The sequence below is a fragment of the Salicibibacter cibi genome, from assembly GCF_016495865.1.
Classification (GTDB): domain Bacteria; phylum Bacillota; class Bacilli; order Bacillales; family Marinococcaceae; genus Salicibibacter; species Salicibibacter cibi.
The window spans coordinates 1,610,388-1,635,842 of sequence record NZ_CP054706.1; the positions used below are offsets into that span (position 1 = coordinate 1,610,388).

A 25,455-nucleotide genomic window follows, 5' to 3' on the forward strand; every position below is an offset into this window, starting at 1 on the left:
ATGAATATTGCTCTGATTGCTCATGACCGTAAAAAAGAGGAAATCGTCAACTTCACCATTGCCTACCGGCATATTTTAGCTGCTCATGCTCTCTTCGCCACGGGAACGACCGGAAAACGTATTTCCGAAGCGACGGATCTCCCCATCACCCGTTTTTTATCCGGACCGTTAGGCGGGGATCAACAGTTGGGTGCGCGTGTAGCGGCAGGGAAGCTTGATTTGGTTCTCTTTTTTCGTGACCCTTTGCAAGCCCAACCGCATGAACCTGATATTACCGCGCTGATTCGCCTTTGTGACGTACACGAAGTTCCGATTGCGACGAACATGGGCACGGCTGAAATCCTTGTGGGCGCCTTGAACGACGGAGCTTTTCATTTCCACAAAAAGGAAACCTGCGATAGAGATAGCCGCCATGAATAACCGGAAGGGTAGGAGGGTAGGTTCTGTTTTACTATGAAAGCCTTAAAAATCGGGATCACATGTTATCCCACCGTTGGCGGATCCGGTATTGTAGCAACCGAGCTTGGCAAACGCTTGGCGGAAAAGGGGCATGAGATCCATTTTATTACGTCCGGCTTACCTTTTCGGTTGGACCGAGCTTATACGAACATTAATTTCCATAAGGTGGAAGTTAACCAATATCAAATTTTTCGATATCCTCCCTATGACTTAACATTGGCCAGTAAAATGGCAGAAGTTACCGAAAGGTATGATTTGGATCTTTTGCATGTCCATTATGCCGTTCCTCATGCCGTTTCCGCTGCTCTTGCCAAGGATATGAGCGGCGGGAACGTGAAAGTAATGACGACGCTGCATGGCACGGATATTACCGTGCTTGCCAATGACCCGTCCTTGCAAAATATTATCCGTTATGGAATTAATCGTTCGGATAAGGTTACGGCCGTGTCCCGCTTTCTCGTTAATGAAACAAAAGAACAATTGGACATTGCAAAGCATATGGAGCCGGTTTATAATTTTGTCCCGCCAAATATTGCCGTGCCCGCCAATCAGCATGCATTACGGCGAAGTTACGACATCAAAGATGATGAAGATGTGATCGTACATATGTCTAATTTTCGTCCGGTGAAAAGGGTCGAAGACGTAGTTCGCGCTTTTCGTCTCATACGGCAAGAAAAACGAAGCAAGCTGCTTCTGATTGGGGACGGCCGGGAACGAAATTCGATTGAAGAACTTGTCGAAGCGGAAGGCATCCAAGAAGATGTCTTATTTCTCGGCAATCAAAGCCGCATTTATGAACTGATTTCCCTTGCCGATGCTATGCTTTTGCTATCGGAAAAGGAAAGTTTCGGCCTTACGGCATTGGAAGCGATGGCCGTCGGTGTGCCGGTCATCGGCACCAATATCGGGGGCATTCCTGAGGTGATCTGCGATGGAGAAACGGGGCTGATTCGCCCGGTTTACGATTATGAAGCAGCCGCCGAGGCAACACTTGCGATTCTTAACGATAAAGCGATGCATCGTCGAATGTCCAATGCCGCAAAGACGCGTGCATTCTCGAAATTCAATAGTGATACGATCGTCGCCAGCTATGAAAAACTTTACGCGGAAATGTTGGAACGGCCATGACTACAAACAATGAATGGCAGTTGGGACTCTCCTTGCTGCAAACATTGGCAAGCGATGGGCATGATGCATATATTGTCGGCGGAGCTCTTCGCAATTGGCTTTTAAAAGAAGCTTCCGCTGACCTTGATATCGTCACCTCGGCAACGATGGATGAACTGGAGGGCATTTTCCCAGAGGCGGCCATCATTGGAACGAACATTCCGCTCCTTTCCATGATGAAGGCCAAAGTGCGTGTGGAAATCAGTGAATTACAAGGGCACTCACTGATGGAGAATTTAGCGGCAAGAGATTTTACCGTAAACGCGATAGCCATAAATGAAAGGGGAGAATGGATCGATCCTTTTTATGGAAAGGTCGATATTGAACGCCAAGTGCTTCGGCTTGTCCGCGAGGATTCGATTCAATCGGACCCTCTGCGTATGCTGCGTGCCGCTCGCTTGGTGGCTGACTACCAATTCACGGTCGATCCCCGTGTTGCAAAAAGTAGCAAAGCAGAGCGTCAGCGCATAAATACAATCGCAGCCGAAAGAATCGGGGAGGAATTGAACCGTTTGTTGCGAAGCCGCGATGCTGCTTCCGGGATGCAATGGTTAGCCGAGCAAGGCATCCTTTCGATTTTATGTCCGGATGCCACACGGTTACATAAACCTCCCGTCTTTTCGGCGTTGCATAAAGTCAATACGCTTGTGGAAAAATGGGTGGTATTTTTCTATCTGCTCGGAGAGGAAAACGTGCGCCATTGCTTGAAAAAGTGGCGATTACCGAAAACAATGGCAAAAAAAGCGGAACAATTGTTTTTTTATACGAAAAGGCGAATGGAGGCCCCGTGGGATCGGTGGCGCCTCTATGAGGCCGGAAAAACGACAGCTTTGGCTGCGGAGAAGATGGCGCACATTCTCTCGGGTTCGGTTCCCGGAGGAGTAATGAATGTGAGGAGCCTTTTGGCTGAACTGCCGATTCAAAGCCGGCATGAGCTGGCCGTTTCTCCGCTTGAAATCAGCACCCATATGAATTGGGAACCAGGACCATGGCTCGGGGACATGTTGCATGCGTTGGAATTGGCCGTGGTGGAACAACAGGTGGCAAATGAGCGAGCGGCGTTACTTACTTGGGCAAAGGAGCGTTTGTATGAAACATGATCTGTTGCAAGTGTTAACGGAAATGCAGGACGGCTATGTTTCCGGACAGCAAATAAGCGACCGCTTAGGAGTGAGTCGAACAGCCGTATGGAAACATATGGAAGATTTACGCAAAGAAGGGTATGTAATCGAAGCCATTCCCCGGAAAGGTTATCAATTGAAAACACGTCCGGAAACATTAAGCGAAGCTGAAATCAAAGCCGGCTTATCGACAAAAAGCATTGGGCAGACAACTTTTTTTAAATCAAAAGTGACCTCGACGCAAACGCTTGCAAAAAAGGCCTATCGTGAAGGAACCCCCCATGGAACAGCGATCGTTGCCAGTGAACAAACTGGAGGAAGGGGACGGATGGAACGGCCGTGGCAATCGCCGGAACAGACGAGCGTCAGCGTATCCATCGTTGTCAAACCGGACATATCGATCAGAGAAGCACCGCAGTTAACATTAGTGACTGCGGTTGCGGCAGCAGAAGCGTTGGAACAAACGACGCAACTTCCTGTGCAAATCAAATGGCCGAACGATATATATATTAATAACCGAAAAGTTTCGGGCATTTTGACGGAAATGCAAGCGGAAGCGGACAAAATGCAAATGATGATCGTCGGGATCGGATTAAATATTAATCAAAAACAAGCCCAATTTCCCGAAGAGCTCCAGGAAAAAGCGACGTCATTATACGTGGAAAGCGAAAAGGAATGGCCGCGGGCACATATTCTGCAGGCTTTGTTTATTTCTTTTGAAAAATGGTATGACACTTGGATTGAAAATGGATTTGATTACATTCGCGAAACGTGGGAAAAGTATGCGGCGCTTTATGAGCGGCCGGTAAAAGCCGTGCAGGGCAACACAACCGTAGTTGGGCACATGCTAGGTATTAATCGTGAAGGCGTCTTGCAATTAAAGGATCAACAGGGGAAGGTTCATTTGATTTACAGCGGTGATTTGGAATAATCCAAAGGAGGAACGAGGATGCTTATTTGCCGAACAAAAAAAGAATGGCTGAACTGTCGTGATCAAATGGAGGGAAATGGTTCCATTGCCCTCGTTCCGACAATGGGGGCGTTGCATCAAGGACATCTGCAGTTGGCAAAGCAAGCAAAGGCCGATCATGACCAATTGGTTATGACGATTTTCGTCAATCCCTTACAGTTCGGGGAAGGGGAAGATTATGACCATTATCCGCGCCAGGAAGAGGCGGATATTGAAAAAGCAAAAGCGTCAGGTGTCGACGTCCTTTGGTTGCCGTCGGTGGACGATATTTATCCAAGGGATCCGGCTGTAACCGTTAGGGTAGGCAAAATGAGCGAACGTCTTTGCGGTCGTCACCGTCCCGGTCATTTTGACGGCATGGCTACCGTTGTAATGAAATTCTTGCAACTGGTACGCCCGGACGCTGCTTATTTTGGAAAAAAAGACGGCCAGCAACTCGCGATTTTAACACGCATGTGTGAGGATTTTCATTTAGACGTTGCCGTTGTGGGCGGCGAAACCGTTCGAGAAGAAGATGGCTTAGCGCTTTCCTCGCGAAATGTATTTTTAAGCGAGGGCGAACGAAAGGAAGCGCCGCTTTTATACAAAACCTTACAAAAAGGTTATGAACGGTTTCGTCAACAGAAGGAAAGCCCGGTGAAAACGGAGCGTGAGGTCACTGCCGAGCTCTCGGAACGTATTACTGCTTCCATCGATTACGTGGAGCTTTTGACATACCCGAGCCTGGAGCCGTCAGATGAAAATGACACGGACGAACAGCTCATTCTCGCCGCTGCCGTTCGCTATCCGCAAGCGCGTTTGATTGACAATGTAATTTTTGAGCGGGAGTAACTTTTAGCGCGCCCATTGCTTGAGGGATTACTATGCCTCACTTGTACCTTTCGGAGCATCGCGCCCTCTGTTAGAGGTTACTCTGCTCTTCTTGTTCCTCCTCGGGAAATTGCCGCTATGACGATCATGATGCTTTATGATAAAATGTAGACATTGATTAGTGAAGAATGATGTGATGAATGCCATGACCATAGATAAATCGAATAAATTCGTCGTGATTGACGTGGAAACGACGGGGAATCGGCTGCAGGACGGCGACCGAATCATCGAAATAGGTCTGGCCGTCGTATGGAACGGTCAAGTCACGAAGACGTTCTCTTCTTTTGTGTCTTGTGATCGGAAAATCCCCTCCTTTGTTAGCCGGCTTACAGGCATAACAGAAGATGACTTAATGGATGCGCCGTTATTTTCGGAGTTGGCGCCCGATATTTTAAATGATTTGGACGGCGCTTGTTTGGTCGCCCATCATATTGATTTTGATTTACATTTTTTGAATAATGAACTCGTTGAAGCCGGTTATGAAGGATTTCGCGGAGACGTGTTGGATACGGTGGAAATGGCGCGTATGCTCTACCCAACGCTTGATGGGTATCGTTTAGCATCATTAGCAGACCAATTCAACCTTTCTCACGAGAACCCTCATCGTGCCGGAAGTGATGCAGAAGTTACGGCTCATCTTTTGCTCCTGATGTTAAAAAAATTGGATGCATTGCCCCATGTTACGTTGCAGCAGCTTGAAGCCTGTACCACTGATATGTATAGAGGTTTGCATTTATGGGTATACGATGCGATGAAAACGGCGAGAACACGCCATCGAAAAAAAGCAAGTACCTATGACATTTATCAAGATTTTGCCTTGAAAAAGCAAACGGCCACCCGAGCGGAAGTGAAAGCGACAATCCCTTTTAATGCCGAGGATTTTTTCGGGATGAACGGTGCTCTTGCGAATGTCTCTCCTTCTTTTGAACATCGAGACGGCCAAGAACACATGGCCGATAACGTCTATGCTTGTTTTGCGGATGGAAAGCATCTTATCGCGGAGGCGGCAACCGGCACGGGGAAAACGTTGGCTTACTTGTATCCTGCCGTTGTCAAGAGCAGAGAGAAAAATCGTCCGGTGGTGATCGCAACGGAAACCGTTGCTTTACAACAGCAAATTAAAGATCGGGATGTGCCTTTATTGGAAAAAGGGTTGAGCCTTCCGATTGAAGCGACGGTACTGAAGGGGCGTAGCCATTATTTATGCTTGCAAAAATTCGCCCATTTTTTGGAGCAGATAAGGGGAACGAGACAAGCATCTTACGACGAACAATTAAGTGCCGCCCAACTTTTGATTTGGCTGACAGAGACGGAAACAGGCGACGTGGAAGAGCTTAATTTGCCAAACGGGGGATATGCCCTGTGGGATGAGTTGAAAAGTGATCCGGAATCTTGCACACATTCGAATTGCGCTTTTTTCTCCCGCTGTTTTTATCCGAGAACCAAGGAGAACGCCAGACAGGCAGATATCATTATCACCAATCATGCGCTTTTGTTTACCGATCATTTTCAGGGAACGCGTACGCTCCCTGCCTATGAATATTTGGTCGTGGATGAAGCCCATCATTTGGAAGAAGCTGCGGGGCGTCACTTGGGAGCAACCATGAGCTACCAACATTTTATGCGTTTGTATAATCAATTTGGGGTACAGGAACATGCGGGATTATTCGCCGATATTTCCGTTTTGATCGACCGCCACCCAACTGCGGTTTCCGCCGATTGGCTGAGTGAACGCAAACGGGAATTGCAATCGTTGCATCATGAATGGAATCAATTATTTACCGTTTTGCAAACGGCGATTGTAAAAAATGACAAACGCACACGGGAAAAAAGCGAAGTATATATCCCCGATGACGTGCTCAATGCTCATGTGTTTGATGTATGGAAGCGAACGGAAGCAGGAGGAAATGATGTCATTCGTGCCTGGCGTTCCCTCATCCGCACGCTAAAAAACGAGGCGCTCGCGCCCGCGGAAGAAACGTTGCTTCAAAAAGTGAACACACTCTGCAACGATTTGGAAGAAGCGCAAACGATACTGGCATCGCTCTTAACTTCCGAAGAAAAAAACGAAGTGTATTGGGCAGAAAGCGATGCCAACAAGCGCCCGGATCGTTTACGATTGTACCGTAGGCCGATTAATATTAGCGAGCAACTCGCCGGAGATTTTTTTTCAAACACGAAAAGCATTATTCTTACCTCAGCGACGCTTACCGTGAAAGGGTCTTTTCAATATACGATCGACCAACTCGGATTAACAAATGCACAGCCGGAATGTTTACAGCTAGCTTCTCCTTTTCAGTATGAGAAGCAAGCGCAGTTGCTCGTCCCGGAAGATTTTCCGGACATCCGCCTGGATGGGGAAGAGCGTTTTACGGATGCCGTCGCTCATTTTATTTGTTCACTCACATCCTGTGTCAACGGTCGGATGCTCGTCCTGTTCACCTCCCATCAAATGGTAAAAGACGTGTCCAAATTGATGAAACCGCATATGCAAGATTTGAGTTACTCCCTTTTTGCTCAGGGAGTGAATGGGGATAATCGTTCTAAACTTGTGAAACAGTTTCGTAGCCACGAGCGGTCGATTTTAATGGGAACGACGACATTTTGGGAGGGCATTGATTTGCCGGGAGAAGACGTCCGAGCGCTCATTATCGTACGTTTGCCTTTTGCCCCGCCGGATGATCCGGTGTACATGGCGAAAGCAAAACAGATTGAAGCGGATGGGAGCAACGCATTTAGCCGGCTGGCATTACCCCGGGCGGTTCTCCGATTTAAACAAGGGTTCGGACGTTTGATTCGCACAAAAAGGGACCGTGGACTTGTCTTTGTTTTAGACAAGCGGCTCATCCAAGCCCGTTATGGAAAGGTGTTTTTGCGCTCCTTGCCGACTATGCCGCAATTATTCGCACCTGCGGAACAATTGCTTGCACGTGCGGAGGAATTTTATCAGGAGTATCAGGAGGATGACCCCCGATGACACGCCCATATGTGGTAACGAATGTAACGATTATCGATGCAGTGCGGATGATCTCCAAAGGTTTTGTCAAAGTGAAAGACAAAAAAATTGTTGCAGTCGGAGAAGGAGAACCGCAGGCCGAATATGGGTGGGAAAGGATAGACGGGCAGAAGAAAATCCTCATGCCCGGGCTCGTCAATACCCACGGCCATACGCCGATGACATTGCTTAGGGGGATCAGTGATGATTTGCCCCTTGAGCGTTGGTTAAACGAAAAAATTTGGCCCGCGGAAGCTGCATTGGATGATGAAAGTGCCGCTGCCGGAACGGCACTCGCGATCGTTGAAATGATTCGTTCCGGTACGACTTGTTTTGCCGATATGTATCATCTCAACCGGGAAGGCGCGGCGGCGTTGACAGAGGAATCGGGCATGAAAGCTTCCCTCTCGCGCGGAATGATCGCTTTCGGCTCAAAGAAAGAACAACAGGAAAAGCTGAAAACGGCCATTGATTACGCGAAATCATGCCAATCTTCCGCGAGTGGACGCCTGAGGGGCGCCGTTTTCCCTCATGCCCCTTATACGTGTCCGCTTGAATTTTTACGGGAAACAAAAGCAAAAGCGGAGGAAGCGGCACTGCCTTTGCAGATTCACATTGCCGAAACACGAAAGGAAGTAAAGGAACACGAAACAAAGCATGGCTTGCCGCCTGTCGCTCATCTTTTGGAAGAAGGCATCTTGACAAAGGGATCTCTCGCTGTGCACGCTGTCCATATTAACCATTCGGAACTCACGGGGCTGAAAGACAACGGCGTCCATGTATCCCATAATCCGCAAAGCAATTTAAAATTGGGTTCGGGAATCGCACCGTTGCCCCAATTGTTAAATCATCATATCCCGGTTTCTCTCGGTACAGATAGTGCAGCTTCGAATAACACATTGGATGTCTTTGATGAAATGCGACAAGCAGCGATGGTTCATAAAGGATTGGAAGAAGAGGCGAATGCGACGGATGCGCAAACGATTTTGGAAATGGCAACGGTGAATGGCGCAAACGCGCTTGGCTTTTCCAACGCGGGATTCATTGAAGAAGGCTATGATGCCGATTTTATTTTCATTAACAGCGATCAAGCACATATGATTCCGCGCATTAATCACGGAACACTCGTTTATTCCGCTACCGGACGGGATGTAACCGACGTTTTTGTTGAAGGGAAGCCTCTCATGCGAGATGGCAGACTTCTCACTGTTGATGAGGAAAAGATTCGCCATGAAGCGATGGCTGCATCAGAGAAGCTTGCTGACGATCACTAATCCTAAAAAAAGAAAGGCTGCGTGGAACAGCCTTTCATGTGCGGGCGTATTTTAATTTCTCTCTAGAAGAGAACAGTCTTATTATGCTCAATGAAGGGGCGGCGCTTACGAAGAAAATCACGGCAAGGATGCAATTCCGTCCCTCGTTTGGGAAGTTAACGGCTAAAAAGGAATCGCATCAGTTGGGAGGTACGCGATGCGGAGTTGGATCATTTTGGGAGTTGTTGCCCTTGTCCTTTTATTGGGGCTGGGGGTGTATGGATTTTACCAAAGCATTGAAGCCCCGAAAGAAGAACAAAAAGAAGCAGTTGCATGGCTTGTTTCGGAGGATGAAGACGCGGAAACATTTGACGATTTCCATGTGTTTTACGGGATGGAAACGATCTACGTAGCCACGACAACGCAAACAGACGGTGACCAATATTATTGGTTTTATGATGAGGGTTATGAACAGATCGAGCGCGTTCCCCTTGCCGACGTAACGGATGAGGAAACGGTCATCAACGAGGCCCGTTCCGAGCATGGAGAGATCGACGTACGAGAGATCCGTATCGGTTTCGAAGAAGAGGAAATCGTCTATGAACTCGTTTATTCGGACGCAGATGACATCCTTTACTATGACTATTATACAGCGGAAGAAGGAGAATCATTCAAACAATACCGTCTGCCCGGCAACGGATAGGCCTGAGAGGCATACAGCAGACAAAACACCTTATTTCGGGTGTTGCAGTTCATCTTGTCATTGCGTACACTTTAAATTAAGAAAGTCGGCCAAGGGAACATCCTGCAACAACGCCGGCATTAGCGCACCTTGCGCTTTTTAAAGGAGGAACAACATGAAACTGTCGAAACGAGTAGAAACGATTACCCCATCATCAACGCTCGCCATCACAGCAAAAGCGAAAGCATTGAAAGCGGCGGGGCATGATGTGATCGGTTTGGGTGCGGGAGAACCGGACTTTAACACGCCTGACTACATCATTGATGCGGCAACCCTTTCCATGAAAGAAGGCGAGACAAAATATACGCCGTCCGGAGGTTTGCCCACGCTTAAAGAAGCGATTATCGATAAATTTAAAAGAGATCAAAACCTCACCTACATACAAGAAGAAATCATGGTATCCTCGGGTGCCAAGCACGCGTTGTATACGATTTTTCAGGCTTTGTTGGACGAGGGAGACGAGGTGATTGTACCCGCTCCCTTTTGGGTAAGTTACCCTGAACAAATTAAACTCGCCGGCGGAACCCCCGTCATTTTGCAAACAAAAGAAGAAAATGATTTCAAGATGACAAAAGAAACATTGACGAATGCGATAACGCCGAAAACGAAGGCAATGATTGTAAACTCCCCGAGCAATCCGACCGGGGGAATGTATACAAAAGAGGAACTGCAAGCTATCGGCGAAGTGGCGGCAGAGCGTGATATCTTGATCGTTTCGGATGAAATTTATGAAAAACTGATCTATGGAGATGCAAAACATTACTCCATTGCAGGCCTTTCGGAAGATTTAAAAGCGCGTACCATTATCGTAAATGGTGTTTCTAAATCCTATTCCATGACGGGATGGAGAATTGGCTACGCTGCAGGTGATAAGGAGCTTATTCGGGCAATGAGCAACTTGGCGAGCCATTCCACGTCGAACCCGACGACGCCGGCGCAGTACGGCGCAATCGCCGCTTATAATTCGGACCAAGCACCTGTGGAAGAAATGCGACAGGCGTTCGAAGAACGGTTGGACCTGGCATATGAACAACTCGTGGGAATCCCGGGTGTCAGTTGCATGAAACCGCAAGGCGCATTTTATTTATTCCCGAATGTAAAGGAAGCTTCGGACGCCGGCGGATTTGCATCTGTGGACGATTGGGCTGCCGCTTTGTTGGAACAAGAACAAGTGGCGATCGTTCCCGGTGCAGGATTCGGCGCTCCTGACAATGTGCGTTTATCCTATGCTACCTCCCTTTCGTTCATCACGGATGCCTTAGAGCGAATCGAACACTTTATTAAGCGCACGACGTCCTAAATCGCAGAATGGAACGACCCGATCAAAGGGAGACAATCACGAACGAAAGGGAGAATACGCATGGAACGGGACGTTATGATCAAGCTTTTGGAAAAAGGTCATGTATCGATTCCAGCCGTATTTCTTGATTATTACGATGCGCTCGGCATAAACGAAAACGATATGATGCTGCTGCTGCACATCCATCGTTTTGTCCAACAAGGCCATAACTTCCCGACTCCGGAGCAATTGGCACAAAAAATGACATTGACTGTGAATAACTGTCAACAGGCGATCGGTCGGTTATTAAAGCGGGGAGTCCTTCGTCTTGAACAAAACGAGGATGATAACGGTGTAATGTATGAAACGTATAGCCTGGGGCCTTTTTATGACAAAGTCATTGCTTATCTTGAAGCAGAACATGCACCGGAGAATAATGAGAACGATATAGATGCCGGCGAGCTGTACAGATTATTTGAAAATGAATTCGGGCGACCGCTCTCCCCGATGGAAGGGGAGACGCTCGCCATGTGGATAGACCGGGACCAGTACACGTATCCATTAATAAGGGCGGCATTGCGGGAAGCTGTGATTTCGGGCAAATTAAATTTGCGTTACATTGACCGCATCTTGTTTGAATGGCAAAAAAATGGCATTAAAACGCCTGAAGAAGCGGATGCTTTCAGTGAAAAATTCCGACAAAAACAAAGGGGTAAAGCACCATCGGAGGAACAGCCCCAGACCCAGCCTTATCCAAACTATAATTGGCTGGAAGCCGATTAGATGACCGAAAAGGGGGGTGGCAAAAGAGAAAATGCTATCCAAAAGAGACACCGTTCACGCCATCGATACGATGGAAGAGATGTTTCCGGATGCCCAATGTGAACTTTGGCACCGAAACGCTTTTGAGCTGCTAGTGGCTGTCATATTGTCTGCCCAATGCACCGATGCCCTCGTCAATAAAGTGACTCCACATTTATTTGAAACCTACAAAGGGCCCGAAGATATTGTCGCCAGCTCCTCGGAAGATCTGGAACAAGCAATACGCTCCATCGGTCTTTACAGGAATAAGGCCAAAAATCTAAAGAAAATGAGCCATTCCCTTCTAACGCAATACAACGGAAACGTGCCTGCCGATCGCGATGCATTAATGGAACTTGCCGGTGTCGGACGCAAAACCGCGAATGTGGTGGCATCGGTAGCTTTTGATTTGCCGGCAATCGCCGTGGATACACACGTGGAACGGGTGTCGAAAAGACTCGGCATTTGCCGCTGGAAAGATAGTGTCCTGCAAGTAGAAAAAACACTCATGGAAAAACTGCCGGAAGAAAAATGGTCGAAAAGCCACCACTTGCTTATTTTTTTTGGCCGCTATCATTGCAAAGCACGTAATCCATCCTGTCCGGCATGCCCGTTGCTTTCCATCTGCCGGGAAGGCCAAAAGCGAATGAAAGAAAAAGCAACTGGATGATCTTGAACCGTAATCCCGGTGGTAAGCGCCCGGAGTTAACGGGCGACTAACACCCCGATTTGTTCAACGAACCATCAGAGGGAAAACCACCCTCTGTTGAAAGTTTCACTTTATGAGGAGGAGAAGGCGTGACGACGGAAACCCTCACCCCTTTGGAAGAACGAAAACGAACATTGCCATTCGGCGAACCGGAGAAAGCCAGGTTGGAAAAGCTTGACGGGAAACTCGCATACGATTCCCCGTTTTCCGTTGCCGTTTGCGGACATTTTTCCGCAGGAAAATCAACGTTGTTAAACCATTTGCTGGGTGCTGATCTTTTACCATCCAGCCCTATTCCAACGACCGCAAATATTATGACAATCGCTGCTGGTGATCCCGGTCTTACAGCCATCACGAATGATGGTAAAACTCACGTTTTTTCCGGCCGCATCCCTTGGGAGAAGTTGCAATCCTTTGCACTCGATGGTGCGAGTATTCGGGAAATTAAACTTTCCCTCCCGTTGCCTTTTCTTCCCGCGGGCGTAACACTGGCGGATACACCCGGGGTAGATTCAACCGATGGCACCCATGAAAGCTATACGGGAACCGAATTGTTAACGACAGATGCGATCATTTATATTACGGATTATAATCATGTACGCTCGGAGACGAATCTTCGTTTTTTACGGCAAATGCAACGGGAAAACAAACCAATCGTTCTCGTTGTGAATCAAATTGACAAACATGATGAAAACGAGTTGTCTTTTTCTATCTTCTCCCATGGTTTGCGGGATATGTTGCAACGGTTTGACATTCATCCGATTGCCCTTTATTTTACATCCGGCTATCAACTCGATCACCCGGAAAATGAACTTACAAGTTGGATCGGGGACATGCGGTCCTTTCTTTATCACGCTGCATCGCTCAAAGAACAGTCAAAAACGCGAATGGTCCGCAGTGCCGTCTCCGCTCTTTTAGAACGCTTGTATCGGGACCGCGCAAGGGGAGAGCAAGCAATTGAAGATTCCCTGCAGGCACACGGATTTACGGTCGGAGACCATCAAATGCTCGTGCAGATCCGCGAAAGGGTAAAACGTTTGGATGAAGAAAGCCGTCAAGCGATCGCTGACATGCGTCATCGGCTTGATGAATTTTTTAAGCAAACCTATTTGTTTCCCCACGACTTGATGGAAGACACAAAAACATGGATTGAATCGCTGGATTCATCGTTCAAAGTCGGCATGTTCGGATCGAAAAAGAAGAAGATCGCCGAACAAGAGAAGCGGGAAGAAGCGTTGACACTTGCGCTGAAGCGGCGTTGGGATACAGAAGTGCAGTTGTATTTAAGCGAGTACTTTAAGAAATTACCCCTTTCGCCATCCATCGCCCGACATGCGGAAGCGATTGTGCAAACCATCCCGTTTCGCGCCGGGGAATCCGGCTGGTTACGTTCGTTTGTTGGCGATGGGGTGAAAAACGATCAATACGTTTATACGTTGGCCTCCCGTCTGAATCACGCATTGTTAAAAGAAGTCAAAGATATAGTCTGGCCTCTATTCCGGGAAATCGTTGCCGACGTTGAACGGCAAGCTGAAGATGAACGATTTCGGCTTTCGGAAAAAGCCGGAGAGTTTCAGGAAATTGAAGCGTTGGAAGCAGAAAATGAAGAACACTTGAAAACAATCGATGATTCAATCACACATGTAAAAGCATCGTCGGAAGCGTTAGCAGGTGACGAAGGCTTAGAAGAAGCTATGGGAGCATTATTGGGGCGCTCGCCGGATCTGGATGGTTTGCATGTCGACATTGAAGTAAGCGAACAAGTCGAGCCGGTCAAGACGGAAACGAACACGTTCCCACGTGATGAATTTTCACAGGGAGCGGGTAGCCTACCGCAAGTTGATTGGCAGGCATGGAAAGAAACCGTGGAAAAATATATGGGCAAGCCTTACGCGGAAGACGAGCGCAAAGATTTGCTAACCACCATTAAAAAGGCGGGAAAATGCGAGTATACGTTTGTAATGGCAGGCGCATTCAGTGCCGGCAAATCAACGTTTTTGAATGCCCTCGTTCAGGAGGAGATCATGCCGGTGTCCCCCCATCCGACGACGGCATCGCTGACGATCGTTCGTTACCCGGATGAGAAATATCAACACGGCGATGTAACCGTGCAAATAAAATCCGAAGCCGTATTGGACGCGGAAATACAAGCGGTCGCCTATGAATGCGGCTATACGTTTAATTTAACACGATTGAAAAAAGCCGAGGGCTTATCAATTGCAAAAACAAATACGTTGGAGGAAAAACAACGCCTCGAGTATTTACGTGCGCTACAATTAGCCGTGAAGAAAGAACAATATGGATACGGAAAAACCTATGACATGCCTCTTCATAATTGGCAAGAAATCGCCGCAAAAGAAGACCATGCCTGTTTGATTGAAACATCGACGGTCTATTTTCGTTCGGATATTACCGCAAAAGGCTGGTCACTCGTGGACACCCCAGGCGTTCAATCCGTGAACGAGCGCCATACGAGAATGGCGGTCGAAAAAATAAAGAGCGCCGATCGGTTTATGTATCTTACGTATTATCATCATGCTTTTTCTCGGGCAGACCAATCGTTTATCAAACGAATAAAAGAGATTCAAGTTCCTCATTACATGGTGGTCAACGCGGCAGACTTGGCAAAGGATGAGCAAGAAGCGCAGTACGTAACGTCATTCGTCAATGATCAATTAAAACAAGCCGGCTGCCACGAAAGCATTACGGTCCCCCTTTCAAGCAAGCGTGCCCTTGCTCCTGATGGTGATCAACGGTTTTCCGATTTTATGCATTATTTGGAAACAGTGGAAGGGCCTCGCTTGCAGGCGGAATCTATTCGGGAAATCAATAAGCAATTGTATACCTTAATCGACGCCCTTCATACGGTTGCAAACATTGGCAAACAGCCATTAGAAGAGCGAAAAAGGCTAGCCGAACAGGAAAAGTGCACACACATGGAAACCGAATGGAACCTTAAAAACGTTGATGCAGATGATGGGGAAATAAAAGTTTGGGAAGGGCATGTAACGAGGCGATTGTTATTGGTTTTTGCGGATCGTTTCGCCGCGTCGATCCATGTGGCGTCCGTAAATGCAAAGGATAAAAGTGCACGGGAAAGACAGCTGCATCAGGCATTGGACGTGTTTCTAAAGGAATGTGAAGAGGAATGGCAAAAAGAACAGTATGCATTGGAAAAAAGCGTACATGCATCGTTAGTAGATCAAATGACTCGGATGTACGGGGACGGGCGTTTATTTGAAGACATGTACGTCCGTTTGGAAACAGGGATTGACCTTCAATTGCCGGTTCAATTGCTCCAAACGTTAGCGAATAAGCGAAAACTGAAAAAGTCCTTTTTTTACGATGGCGAATTTGACGCTTTCAAAACAGATGTATTTTCTTTATTGGAAGAGCATGTTCGTGCGCGCATTCAAGTTGCGGCCGAATCGGCAAGAAAAGGCAAAAGCGACCAACTGGGGAACATCAAGGAGCATATGCAAACAAAGATGAAAATCAAAGAGAAGAAACAAGCGGACAGGCTCCAATTTCTAACGTCTGAAGAGCCGGATGTGATCCCGATCGAGGAAGAAATTAAAACGCTCAGGAAAAACGCCGAAATCACCGGATTGCAGATGGAATTGTAAATGTAAATTAAAGTTGCATCGTTTATCCCGGTGGTAAGCGTCCGTAAAACCCCTGCTTCAATCCCGTAAGCGAGAGTTAACGGGCGACCGACACCCCGATTGGTTCAACTAACCATCAGAAGGGGATAAAAAACTCCTTCTAATGGAAGTTTCACTTTATCAAAAAAAGATGTATCGTTTCGCCCCTTTAGATGCAGTTTGTCTAAAGGGGTTTCTTATGGTAAAAGTAGTACTGAGTGCTTATAAGAGGGGAAAAGGGGAACGATAACTTCAAACCCTTACCTATCCAAAATTCAATGAAATTGAGCTGATTCCTTCGGGCGCTGTTCTAAAACGATTTGAATTGTAGTACAATATATTCATACTAAAAAGCGATGAAGAGAGGAGTACATGTAGCTAAGCATGACAGAGAACTCCGTTTGCTGCGATGGAGGATGTACAGGTACATGGAACCAAACCTTGGAGCTGCACAGAGGATACTGTTATTATGACGATTGATGATGTGCCGGTATCTCCCGTTATAGAGATAGAGTATATCCTACAGTATACACTGCAGGCGTACTTGAAAAGGTTTTTGTGGTGACACAAGAACAAACTGGGGTGGCACCGCGAACTTCTAAATTCAAGGAGTCTCGTCCTCAAGTCGAATGACTAGGAGGAGAGGTTCTTTTTTTGTTGTTTCAAAACATCGAATTTAGGGGGGAGTGAGATTTGAAGCGGTGGAAAAGTCCCTTATTGCTTCTTGTAGGTATTGGTGTATCAAATTTAGGTGCTTGGGTTTATTTAATCTCGCTAAACTTGGTTGTTTTGGATATGACAGGCTCGCCACTCGCGGTATCGATTCTGTACATCCTTATACCAGTCGCCACTATATGTACTAATTTTTGGTCGGGAAGTTTTATCGATAGATTAAATAAGAGGAATCTGATGATTTTCTTAGACTTCATGAGAGCGATATTCATATTTTCGCTTCCATATATGGATTCTCTTATTTTCATTTATGTATTTGTTTTCATCATCAATATTGCAAGTTCAATTTTTGAGCCTACATCCATGGTCTACATGACGAAGCTTATACCTAAAACAAATCGTCAAAGATTTAATGCACTTAGAAATTTCATTAATTCAAGTGGTTTTATATTAGGGCCTTCAATTGCAGGTTTTCTGTTTATTTTAGGATCCCCGTATTTAGCTATCCAATTAAATGCTCTTGCATTATGTATATCAGCCTTAATCATCCTTTTGCTCCCGAACTTGGAATTAAGAAGACAATCAGTAATGTCGGAAAAAGTAAATGTAAAAGTAATAAGAAATGATTGGAAGCAAATTCTTCGTTTTGGTAAATCAAATTTGCACATTACGTTGGTGTACATTCTCTTTAGTGGAATGACTGTATTTATGACCGCGTTAGATTCTTTAGAGGCAGCATTTGCAACTGAAGTGCTTTCCTTATCTGAAAGTGCGTATGGATTTTTGGTGAGTATTGCGGGAATAGGCATCATAGCTGGTTCATTAATAAATGCTTTATTCGTTAAAAACTTAAAACTAAATATATTAATCGGCGTTGGTGCTATCTTTACGCCGGTTGGTTATTTAATTTTTGCGTTTTCGCATGACTTTATTTTTGCATCTATAGGCTTTTTCACTCTAACCTTTGCCCTGTCATTCGCAAACACAGGCTTTTTAACTTTTTATCAAAATAATGTCCCGGTAAACATTATGGGGAGGTTTTCGAGTGTTCTAGGTATTTTAGAAGCTGTGCTAATAATTTTACTCACGGCAGTGATTGGGGTTTCAGCTGATCTATTTGAAATTCGTCCAGTTTATATCATTGGTTCATTTGTATTTTTGACTTTAGGATTAATGATTAATCTAGTTGTATTTGATAATTCGAAAAGTAAATACTATAGCCAAAAACAAATGGATGAAGGAAGTGTTGGATAAAGGTAAGGTTAGACGTCGCATATAATTCTGCATACCAGCTTATATGTGACTTATCTTTATTCTTTTAAGGGAGGCGAAAGGAATAAAAGTTGTGCCAGAATCGAGACCTTTAACGGAATAACTCCTGATGAAAATATTAATGAAGGGAAGATTAAGTTGATATATATCATCGCAGCAGGGCTTGCAGTATTCTTATTGTTAGCAATCGGATTCTTCTGGTTACATCGATGGACGCAAAAGCCTGATGCAGATTACGTTTTAAAATTTATTGCCAAGAATCCAAAGCGAGCATCGTTGTCTATTGTGAGAAATGGAAGAGATCTTGCCGATGTTCAGTCGGATGAATTGCGTCCTTTAGCGAGTACAGTTAAGATCATCGTAGCTATTGAGTGTGCTCATCAGGTGGCTAACGGAGAGATTGATCCGGAAGAGAGGATTAAACACGGATGATCTTGCCCGTTATTATATTCCGCGAACGGACGGTGGCGCGCATGAAACGTGGTTAAAGTCGATGGAATCGAAGGAACTTCTCCAAAATGGAAACGTTTCATTAGAAGAGATTGCTAAAGGAATGATTTCCCACAGTTCCAATGCCAACACGGAATATTTGATGATGCGGTTAGGACTTGCCCGAATGAACGACAATCTAAAACAACTTCAATTACCGAAACACGAAAAACTTTACCCTTCTTTGGTATCAAGTCTTCTTATTCCATATGAGATCGCACAAAAACATAAACTGAATATATTTAAGAAAACAGATGCAAAAAAAGTACAAACCTTCATCGAAGAAATGTCTCAAGAGGCATACATTGAAGAGGCGATAAATATTCATACAAAGTTAAGCCAAGACCACGACGGTTTTTACAAAGAACAGGTGAATGTAAAAGCATGGCATAATATGGCATTTGATCAGATAGCCTCTAAAAGAGATATTCGTTCCACAACATCAGAATATGTTGTTTGCAAAAAATCAATGACTTATTTTATTTTACGCAGGCCGTGCAGGGAATACTTCGACCTATTTTGGAATGGCCAATGAAACATCCGAAAAACCAAGAAAAATTTCACCATTTAGGTGGAAAGGGAGGATCAACGGCTCAAATTGTTACCTATGCGTTATATGCGGAAGACAAACAGGAAAACAAAACGGAGGTAGCGATCTTCTTCAACGATGTTCATGGTTATGAGACGACAAAACTTTCCAATAGTGTATCCGCCTTTCAGTTAGCGGTTGTAACGGATAGTTCGAATTGGCAAAAGAAACTTGACAAGCTTCATAATGCACAAGCTTTATAGGGGTTATTCTCAGATGTTTTTGTTTGATTAGTACAATTTGCAGGTTTTGCATTTTTGTTTCAATTTCTAAAGGGTCAACACTAAAACCTATGGTTGACAAATAGGTGTAATTGATGATAAACGCTACGGAAAAACACTACGCTTTCCGTGGGCTTGCGCTCAGCCTCCTCGAAAAAAGAAGTTCGCTTTTTTCTGCGGGGTCTTCGCCCTGCGCTTTCCCACAGGAGTCTCCGTGTTTTTCCTCCGCTAGCTAGTATAGCCTCTCGGCATTCGCCAAGGCTGGCGCGGCAAGGGATTCCTTGTCGCACCCATTTTGCTATCCTCCTACCTTCGGTAGGAGATTTTTATCTTTTCAATTTTAAATCCAGTCATGTGAATCACGAAAATTTCTTTTATAATTGGGTCTGTAAGCCCTTGACTTTTTCAAATCACCCTCATAATCGCCGGTGAAGGGAATGTATTTTCCTTTACTACGATTTTTGGGGGTTTTCTTTTGAAACCAACGGTTTTTCCTCATGACACGTATCAAACCTTTGTCCTTGAACAACTTCAGGAACACTACGGACGCTCCATTATCCATTTGAGTCAGGATTGGCCGCTCATCCTCAAATGTTGGCAAGCCGACCTTTCAGGCATTACCGGCCAACTGATGGAGCAGTATGCGGATCAAGGGCCAGAACCCCGCGATCCGGCTTCCATGTTGCGTTCCTATCTCGTCTTTTTGTTCACAAATCCCGGCATCGGGATCACCCAATGGATCAACGAAATGAAACGCACACCTATTTACGCGATCTTGAGCGGCTTTTCTCCTGATGATATCCCCGGGGTTGGCACGTTCTATGAGTTTATCGAGCGCCTCTGGCCCGAGGCGACCAAAAACTTAAAACCCAAGAAGCAAAAACCGAAAAAGAACAAGAAGAAGGGCCAAAAAGGAAAGAAAGGCCAAAAAGCCAATTACAAACCGGGTAAAGTCGAACGCTTCGCACGATGGTCGGAACGCCATATGGACATCGTCAAACCATTGCCCGGCGACCCACTTTTTCAGTTTTTCGAACAGAATATCTTAAAGGTTTCTGCGGACCTAGGCCTGATCGGAGATCCTGATGCGCTCAGTGTCGCCGGGGATGGTACGCCTGTTGTCACGCAAGCTTACCGGCGAAGCAAACCGACCTGTGATTGTCGCGCGAACGGGATTTATGGCTGCCATCATCATCGCATCTATTCCCAGCCGGATTGTGACGGTGGATGGGACAGCTCCCGTGAGAAGTACTTTAACGGCTATCATCTCTATATGTTAGCGGCCGCGGACAGCCCGCATGACCTGCCATTGTATCCACGTCTGCATCCGGCATCCCGGCATGATGCCGTCAGTTTGGTCGCGAGCGCGGTTGAATTCAACCAACGCTACACCTTGGGATCCGTGAATCGTATGCTTCTCGATGCCGCTCATGACGCCGAGGCTATCTATGAGCTCTTGGATAAGCAAGGTACCGAGCCTTTCATCGATTTGAACAACAGAAGCAAAAAGAATATCGAAACGAACAGTGATATTCAGATTTCACCCGAGGGCATTCCCATCTGCCCCAACGGTCGTGAAATGAAACCAAATGGCTTCGACAAATCCCAGAATCGCAGGAAGTGGCGCTGCACGCCATCCTGCGGGTGTTCGGACGCGACATACGGCCGGACCTATCACACGAAATCAAGTGACAACCTGCGTTTGTTTCCCAAAACGCCACGCGATTCTCAAGCGTGGAAAGACATCTACAAACGCCGCACTTCAAGCGAACGGACAAACAAACGCGAGAAGAATGATTATCAACTGGAAGCCGGTCGACACCGATCAACGATGATGTGGTACATGCGTATTTATGGCATTATGATCTGCCAACACATAGACGCCTGGTATGAAAGCCAAAAAGACGACTGGAACCAGCTCAAAACGACTATCTGCCCTGCCGCTGCTTAAGTTTTAAAAAACGACATCCAAAATTCTGCACGTATGCCCTTTTTTGAAAATGGTTTTCATTTCCATATGCTTCAAACCATTTTAGGCCTATTGTCTATCCGTTTCTTGCCTCGAACCACCCCCGTCGCCTTCTAATTCCGAGAGGCTATTAGTGTAAATACCATAATTATTCACTTATATCAACCATGCTTTACATCATTTTAAAAATAAAGATCAAGTCTTGACTGAAATTCACCGTATTTTGAAAAATGGCGGTATCTATGAGCTACATAATATATCTATTCATGACATGCCCAAATGGTGGATTTATTATTACTTTCCCTCAGCTTATGATGAAGATGTGAAAAGATATTGGAGTAAAGTGACCATATTTAATGAATTATCAAACTTGGGATTTAAAGCACAGTTGAAGATTGGCTATCGAATGGAAGAAGTAAAAGCTGCTGATTATTTGGATCACGCTGAAAATAGAGGTATATCCGTACTTACGTTAATAAACGACGAAGATTATAAACAGGGGTGTGAAAGACTCAAATATGACGTGAAAAAAGATCGGCAGAGCACAATTACAAATGATTTTGCAGAAATGTTTTGCATAGCTATGAAATAATCTTTACACAAAATAATTTTATTTAAGAAATGAACGGTTGAAGAATGTGAGAAGGGTGATTTATTAGTGGATGTTGCGCAATTTCAACATTACGTAAAAGAGTTCAGTAGACAAAAAGGATTCGAAGAATTAACCGTAGAACAGCGTTATCAATTTCTAGTCAGTGAAATTGGTGAGATTTCGGATGAATTGCTTAAACTTAAACTTAATCCAAATGTTAACGAAGAAGAGGCGAAAACAAATCTTGGGATGGAAATGTTTGATGTGGTCTGGAATGTGTTTGACCTTGCCAACAAACTTGATATTGACTTATCACAAGCATTCGCGGAGAAAATGAAAATAAATGAGAGTAGAACATGGTAGTTTACAATAAACACTTTAATCGAGCAATCTCTATTCCTGACTTGAGTCAGATTTAATAAGGGAAAAGGAAAAATGATTCTATTTTTTGGTGTTTAGATCGTTGGAGAATTTTTATTCATAAGGGGCAGTATAATGAAATTACAGGTTCCGTTTCAACAAGTAGACGTGTTTTCAAATATTCCATTTAAAGGTAACCCTGTTGCTGTTGTGCTTGATGGAAATGATTTGTCTTCAGATGAAATGCAATCAATAGCAAATTGGACGAATTTATCGGAAACGACCTTTGTGTGTAAACCTACAGACTCACAAGCAGACTATAAACTACGCATTTTTACCCCAAATAATGAACTGCCTTTTGCTGGTCATCCTACGTTGGGATCAGCTTTTGCTGTACTTAAAAATGGGCTTAAGCCAAAGATATCGGGGCGTTTGGTGCAGGAGAGTGGAATCGGATTTGTTACCATTGTTTCTGAAGGGGATAAACTGTTTTTTACTTTGCCTGAATCAAATGTAAGATCTATAGATCATGTGGACGTTAATGATCTTGCAAATGCTTTAGGAGTAGATTCAAACAATGTAAAGGCAAGTCTCATTATCGATATTGGAGCAGTATGGATGACATTACAGCTTTCTGATGAAGAAATGGTACGACGTTTAAAACCGGATATGGAGAAGCTAACTGCTTTGACTCCTGCTGATGTAACTGGTGTCACTGTCTTTGGAAGAACATCAACAAATACAGATACACTGTTTGAAGTGCGTTCATTTGCTCCTAGTGAAGGGGTACCTGAAGACCCTGTATGTGGTAGTGGCAATGGCTGTGTTGCGACAATGGTCAGACAGTTACAACTTATAAGTGATTCAAGTTACATTGCTAGCCAAGGGTATTGTGTAGGGCGAGATGGTCGAGTGGAGATACGTTATCAAGAAAACGGAGACATACTTCTTGGAGGACATGCAGTGACTTGTGTAGAAGGACAGATAAATATAGGAGAATAAATATGTGTTGCCGATATTAATGTATAATAAAGTCAAATAGCATTTCACCTATTTTTTCCATATATGTATTTGAACGATGGAAATATGAAAGGAACCAGTTATGTTTGGTGCTATCATACACGGATTCGTATTATCCTTTGGGTTAATTTTAGCTTTTGGAGCGCAAAATATATTCCTTTTTAATCAAGGGGCTGCTCACAAAAAGTTACGGCATACGATGCCCTCGGTGGTAACAGCTTCCATTTGTGACACCATCTTAATTATTCTCGCAGTTCTAGGTGTGTCACTCATCGTCATGACTGTCCCTGTTTTTCAAGTGATATTTTTTGCTGCTGGATTCCTTTTCCTTATTTACATTGGATGGACAATATGGGCCAGTGATCCAGTAAAAGTGAATAAACAGCACGGTGCTATGAGTGCAAAAAAACAAATCCTATTCGCTATATCTGTTTCCCTTTTGAACCCACATGCTGTGCTTGATACGGTAGGAGTTATTGGAACCAACTCTTTAAGATATTCAGCAGCACCCGAGTTAATCGGGTTTACAGTCGCCTGTATAGCTGTATCTTGGATTTCTTTTCTTGGGTTAGTAATGATCGGAAAAACCATTCGAACGATCGATCAGGAAGGGAAGATAACTGTTCTTATTAATAAAATTTCCGCAGTGATTATCTGGGGGGTAGCCATTTACTTAGGATATCAGCTGTATCTGATAATTTAACACTACAGTTCATCTGCCACGATCTTCATCAAACAAGGCTCTTATGCGGAATAACGATCAGCGCCAATCTTGCGGAAAAGGGCTAATCTCATGTCTTTATTCAAGGGCCATTATCTGGAATAATTAAACCGATTATTAGTAACCAGGGTTCACAGCACTGGTTACTTTTTTTTATACAAGCTTTCTGTAAAATAGCTCGAAAAATCATTCAATGAGTAACCTGTTTTAGATAATGTAAACAAAGCTTTACGTAAATGAAACTTTACGTTAAAATGGGAATATACATCCCTATAGAGAGGGAGATACATGGATGAAAAATAACATTAAACATCGTAGAAAGGATCTGCAGATTTCTCAAGAATATTTAGCCGAACAAATGAATGTCTCAAGGCAATCGATTATTTCCATTGAGAAAGGAAAATATAATCCCTCGCTTGAACTTGCCTATCGGATATCCAAGTTCTTTGGAGCGACGATTGAAGAGGTTTTTTTGTTTGAAGATAATCATCATGAAACGACGAAAGGACGATACAGATGAAGAGCCGTACGCAGAAAAAATATCGAAAATTTGAAAGAAGAACTTTTCTGCCGTTAGGCGTATTTTTTTCATTGCTCACGTTATTTTATCTATTTGTAGCTTTTATGGCTTCATCGGTACCCAGTTCGCAAACATATGTGAATGCAGCAATGGCCTTCCTTAGTTTTGTCATGTACCACCTTTATCCACAATTGATTGCAAAAGATGAACGATCGGTGCTAATTAAGGATAAAGCCATGAAGACATCTATGTTTATCACATTAGGATTAATCGTAGTGGCATTTGGCCTGACAGTCATATTTGGGCTTTCTGCGACATGGATGTTCACTTTGTTAATTAGTGCAATCGTAATCACAATGTATTTGTCATTATTATATTACAGTAAGGTTTACTAACAAGAATCGATCTTATTCCAAGAGACGATACATTTAGTCAGTAATAGGTGAGGGGTTTCGCTCCTCGTCTTAGTCTATATTTTTAAAAGAGGGGATTAATATGTTTTTTATCACTGAGCTATTTTTGGCGACAGGATTACCAGCGTTACAACCTATTGCATTTTGGGCGGTTATTATTCTTTCCGTTATCTGTGCGATTTTTGCTGTGGGAAGTTTTTTGAGTGGAGAAAAGGGGAGATCCTTTGGATTATTTGTTATTAACGTAGTAATGGTATTTGTTTATTATGGATTCGTACAGAATTAAAGTAGCTCCTAGTAAACGAAAAAACCAGAGTAATAGCAAGCATACAAAGTTGTTGAATGGAGACATAAATTTATACCGCAAACGAGGCGCTTTTGTAAATAAAAGTTATGCCAGAATCGGGCAATTAAATGAAAAACGGCTACTATTTGGTACCGCACCCCAAGAGTGAGAGTTAAAAACTCATTTTTGGAGTGTTTTGTTTGGTGAAATATGACAGTACGTAGACCTGGTGTATGATCTGCTTGCCCACGGAGGAGTGCAATACTTCATAGATGGGGTTACAGCAAGGTGAATTCAAAGAACGACCCATACAAGTTCATC

The 25,455-nt window shown here is 44.6% G+C and carries 24 protein-coding genes; all 24 read left to right on the forward strand.

Features of this window, described 5'->3' with window-relative positions:
* The 24 genes from mgsA (at nucleotide 1) to HUG20_RS08405 (ending at nucleotide 25,134) form a co-directional block, all read left to right on the forward strand.
* On the forward strand, nucleotides 1-420 hold the full coding sequence (mgsA, locus tag HUG20_RS08300) for a methylglyoxal synthase (RefSeq protein ID WP_200090439.1): 420 nt from the start codon (nucleotides 1-3) through the stop codon (nucleotides 418-420).
* A gap of 33 nt (nucleotides 421-453) precedes the next feature.
* Nucleotides 454-1,587: an N-acetyl-alpha-D-glucosaminyl L-malate synthase BshA gene (bshA, locus tag HUG20_RS08305; RefSeq protein ID WP_200090038.1), complete on the forward strand. Its 1,134-nt coding sequence runs from the start codon at nucleotides 454-456 to the stop codon at nucleotides 1,585-1,587.
* Nucleotides 1,584-2,726 (forward strand): tRNA nucleotidyltransferase/poly(A) polymerase-related protein, encoded by a 1,143-nt coding sequence (locus tag HUG20_RS08310; protein ID WP_200090040.1) that lies wholly within the window; start codon nucleotides 1,584-1,586, stop codon nucleotides 2,724-2,726. The genes bshA and HUG20_RS08310 overlap by 4 nt, the downstream gene beginning before the upstream one ends.
* Nucleotides 2,716-3,678 (forward strand): biotin--[acetyl-CoA-carboxylase] ligase, encoded by a 963-nt coding sequence (locus HUG20_RS08315; protein ID WP_246476581.1) that lies wholly within the window; start codon nucleotides 2,716-2,718, stop codon nucleotides 3,676-3,678. The genes HUG20_RS08310 and HUG20_RS08315 overlap by 11 nt, the downstream gene beginning before the upstream one ends.
* Nucleotides 3,679-3,696: 18 nt before the next feature.
* The gene (panC, locus tag HUG20_RS08320; protein ID WP_200090042.1) at nucleotides 3,697-4,548 is read left to right on the forward strand and encodes a pantoate--beta-alanine ligase; all 852 of its coding nucleotides are present in this window, start codon (nucleotides 3,697-3,699) and stop codon (nucleotides 4,546-4,548) included.
* A gap of 184 nt (nucleotides 4,549-4,732) precedes the next feature.
* Complete coding sequence (dinG, locus tag HUG20_RS08325; RefSeq protein WP_211200015.1) at nucleotides 4,733-7,564, forward strand: ATP-dependent DNA helicase DinG; 2,832 nt, start codon at nucleotides 4,733-4,735, stop codon at nucleotides 7,562-7,564.
* Nucleotides 7,561-8,856: an amidohydrolase gene (locus tag HUG20_RS08330; protein WP_200090044.1), complete on the forward strand. Its 1,296-nt coding sequence runs from the start codon at nucleotides 7,561-7,563 to the stop codon at nucleotides 8,854-8,856. Before dinG ends, HUG20_RS08330 begins: the two co-directional genes overlap by 4 nt.
* 196 nt (nucleotides 8,857-9,052) lie before the next feature.
* Nucleotides 9,053-9,538 carry a hypothetical protein gene (locus tag HUG20_RS08335; RefSeq protein ID WP_200090045.1) on the forward strand — a complete coding sequence of 162 codons (486 nt, stop codon included), beginning with the start codon at nucleotides 9,053-9,055 and terminating at the stop codon, nucleotides 9,536-9,538.
* Between the two features lie 154 nt (nucleotides 9,539-9,692).
* A complete protein-coding gene (locus HUG20_RS08340; RefSeq protein ID WP_200090046.1) occupies nucleotides 9,693-10,877 on the forward strand; it encodes a pyridoxal phosphate-dependent aminotransferase in 1,185 nt (394 codons plus the stop codon).
* Nucleotides 10,878-10,937: 60 nt separating this feature from the next.
* Nucleotides 10,938-11,639 carry a DnaD domain-containing protein gene (locus HUG20_RS08345; RefSeq protein ID WP_200090047.1) on the forward strand — a complete coding sequence of 234 codons (702 nt, stop codon included), beginning with the start codon at nucleotides 10,938-10,940 and terminating at the stop codon, nucleotides 11,637-11,639.
* A 31-nt stretch (nucleotides 11,640-11,670) separates the two neighbouring features.
* Nucleotides 11,671-12,327: an endonuclease III gene (nth, locus tag HUG20_RS08350; protein WP_200090441.1), complete on the forward strand. Its 657-nt coding sequence runs from the start codon at nucleotides 11,671-11,673 to the stop codon at nucleotides 12,325-12,327.
* Between the two features lie 128 nt (nucleotides 12,328-12,455).
* Nucleotides 12,456-15,992: a dynamin family protein gene (locus HUG20_RS08355; protein WP_200090051.1), complete on the forward strand. Its 3,537-nt coding sequence runs from the start codon at nucleotides 12,456-12,458 to the stop codon at nucleotides 15,990-15,992.
* Nucleotides 15,993-16,703: 711 nt separating this feature from the next.
* Complete coding sequence (locus HUG20_RS08360; protein WP_200090052.1) at nucleotides 16,704-17,936, forward strand: MFS transporter; 1,233 nt, start codon at nucleotides 16,704-16,706, stop codon at nucleotides 17,934-17,936.
* 156 nt (nucleotides 17,937-18,092) lie between these two features.
* Nucleotides 18,093-18,386: a serine hydrolase gene (locus tag HUG20_RS19445; protein ID WP_281392537.1), complete on the forward strand. Its 294-nt coding sequence runs from the start codon at nucleotides 18,093-18,095 to the stop codon at nucleotides 18,384-18,386.
* A gap of 61 nt (nucleotides 18,387-18,447) precedes the next feature.
* Nucleotides 18,448-18,978, forward strand: coding sequence for a serine hydrolase (locus HUG20_RS19125; RefSeq protein WP_281392538.1), 531 nt, complete (start codon nucleotides 18,448-18,450; stop codon nucleotides 18,976-18,978).
* The gene (locus HUG20_RS19130; RefSeq protein ID WP_246476582.1) at nucleotides 18,975-19,235 is read left to right on the forward strand and encodes a hypothetical protein; all 261 of its coding nucleotides are present in this window, start codon (nucleotides 18,975-18,977) and stop codon (nucleotides 19,233-19,235) included. Before HUG20_RS19125 ends, HUG20_RS19130 begins: the two co-directional genes overlap by 4 nt.
* A 493-nt stretch (nucleotides 19,236-19,728) precedes the next feature.
* Entirely contained in the window at nucleotides 19,729-21,204 is a 1,476-nt protein-coding gene (locus HUG20_RS08370) for a transposase (protein WP_200084121.1), read from the forward strand.
* Between the two features lie 178 nt (nucleotides 21,205-21,382).
* Nucleotides 21,383-21,814 (forward strand): class I SAM-dependent methyltransferase, encoded by a 432-nt coding sequence (locus tag HUG20_RS08375; protein ID WP_200090442.1) that lies wholly within the window; start codon nucleotides 21,383-21,385, stop codon nucleotides 21,812-21,814.
* 66 nt (nucleotides 21,815-21,880) lie between these two features.
* Nucleotides 21,881-22,177, forward strand: a complete 297-nt coding sequence (locus tag HUG20_RS08380; RefSeq protein WP_200090053.1) for a MazG nucleotide pyrophosphohydrolase domain-containing protein — start codon at nucleotides 21,881-21,883, stop codon at nucleotides 22,175-22,177.
* A gap of 132 nt (nucleotides 22,178-22,309) precedes the next feature.
* Complete coding sequence (locus HUG20_RS08385) at nucleotides 22,310-23,176, forward strand: PhzF family phenazine biosynthesis protein (RefSeq protein ID WP_200090054.1); 867 nt, start codon at nucleotides 22,310-22,312, stop codon at nucleotides 23,174-23,176.
* 100 nt (nucleotides 23,177-23,276) lie between these two features.
* Nucleotides 23,277-23,897: a LysE/ArgO family amino acid transporter gene (locus tag HUG20_RS08390; RefSeq protein ID WP_200090064.1), complete on the forward strand. Its 621-nt coding sequence runs from the start codon at nucleotides 23,277-23,279 to the stop codon at nucleotides 23,895-23,897.
* Nucleotides 23,898-24,207: 310 nt separating this feature from the next.
* The gene (locus HUG20_RS08395) at nucleotides 24,208-24,435 is read left to right on the forward strand and encodes a helix-turn-helix transcriptional regulator (RefSeq protein ID WP_200090066.1); all 228 of its coding nucleotides are present in this window, start codon (nucleotides 24,208-24,210) and stop codon (nucleotides 24,433-24,435) included.
* Nucleotides 24,432-24,830, forward strand: coding sequence for a hypothetical protein (locus HUG20_RS08400; RefSeq protein ID WP_200090068.1), 399 nt, complete (start codon nucleotides 24,432-24,434; stop codon nucleotides 24,828-24,830). Before HUG20_RS08395 ends, HUG20_RS08400 begins: the two co-directional genes overlap by 4 nt.
* Nucleotides 24,831-24,930: 100 nt before the next feature.
* A complete protein-coding gene (locus tag HUG20_RS08405; RefSeq protein WP_200090070.1) occupies nucleotides 24,931-25,134 on the forward strand; it encodes a hypothetical protein in 204 nt (67 codons plus the stop codon).
* Nucleotides 25,135-25,455: the final 321 nt, after the last annotated feature.

What these genes read in the sequence shown, in the direction of transcription:
- mgsA (WP_200090439.1), top strand. Translation starts at nt 1, where the DNA reads ATGAATATTGCTCTGATTGCTCATGACCGTAAAAAAGAGGAAATCGTC.
- bshA (WP_200090038.1), top strand. Translation starts at nt 454, where the DNA reads ATGAAAGCCTTAAAAATCGGGATCACATGTTATCCCACCGTTGGCGGA.
- HUG20_RS08310 (WP_200090040.1), top strand. Translation starts at nt 1,584, where the DNA reads ATGACTACAAACAATGAATGGCAGTTGGGACTCTCCTTGCTGCAAACA.
- HUG20_RS08315 (WP_246476581.1), top strand. Translation starts at nt 2,716, where the DNA reads ATGAAACATGATCTGTTGCAAGTGTTAACGGAAATGCAGGACGGCTAT.
- panC (WP_200090042.1), top strand. Translation starts at nt 3,697, where the DNA reads ATGCTTATTTGCCGAACAAAAAAAGAATGGCTGAACTGTCGTGATCAA.
- dinG (WP_211200015.1), top strand. Translation starts at nt 4,733, where the DNA reads ATGACCATAGATAAATCGAATAAATTCGTCGTGATTGACGTGGAAACG.
- HUG20_RS08330 (WP_200090044.1), top strand. Translation starts at nt 7,561, where the DNA reads ATGACACGCCCATATGTGGTAACGAATGTAACGATTATCGATGCAGTG.
- HUG20_RS08335 (WP_200090045.1), top strand. Translation starts at nt 9,053, where the DNA reads ATGCGGAGTTGGATCATTTTGGGAGTTGTTGCCCTTGTCCTTTTATTG.
- HUG20_RS08340 (WP_200090046.1), top strand. Translation starts at nt 9,693, where the DNA reads ATGAAACTGTCGAAACGAGTAGAAACGATTACCCCATCATCAACGCTC.
- HUG20_RS08345 (WP_200090047.1), top strand. Translation starts at nt 10,938, where the DNA reads ATGGAACGGGACGTTATGATCAAGCTTTTGGAAAAAGGTCATGTATCG.
- nth (WP_200090441.1), top strand. Translation starts at nt 11,671, where the DNA reads ATGCTATCCAAAAGAGACACCGTTCACGCCATCGATACGATGGAAGAG.
- HUG20_RS19125 (WP_281392538.1), top strand. Translation starts at nt 18,448, where the DNA reads ATGGAATCGAAGGAACTTCTCCAAAATGGAAACGTTTCATTAGAAGAG.
- HUG20_RS19130 (WP_246476582.1), top strand. Translation starts at nt 18,975, where the DNA reads ATGAAACATCCGAAAAACCAAGAAAAATTTCACCATTTAGGTGGAAAG.
- HUG20_RS08385 (WP_200090054.1), top strand. Translation starts at nt 22,310, where the DNA reads ATGAAATTACAGGTTCCGTTTCAACAAGTAGACGTGTTTTCAAATATT.
- HUG20_RS08390 (WP_200090064.1), top strand. Translation starts at nt 23,277, where the DNA reads ATGTTTGGTGCTATCATACACGGATTCGTATTATCCTTTGGGTTAATT.
- HUG20_RS08395 (WP_200090066.1), top strand. Translation starts at nt 24,208, where the DNA reads ATGAAAAATAACATTAAACATCGTAGAAAGGATCTGCAGATTTCTCAA.
- HUG20_RS08400 (WP_200090068.1), top strand. Translation starts at nt 24,432, where the DNA reads ATGAAGAGCCGTACGCAGAAAAAATATCGAAAATTTGAAAGAAGAACT.
- HUG20_RS08405 (WP_200090070.1), top strand. Translation starts at nt 24,931, where the DNA reads ATGTTTTTTATCACTGAGCTATTTTTGGCGACAGGATTACCAGCGTTA.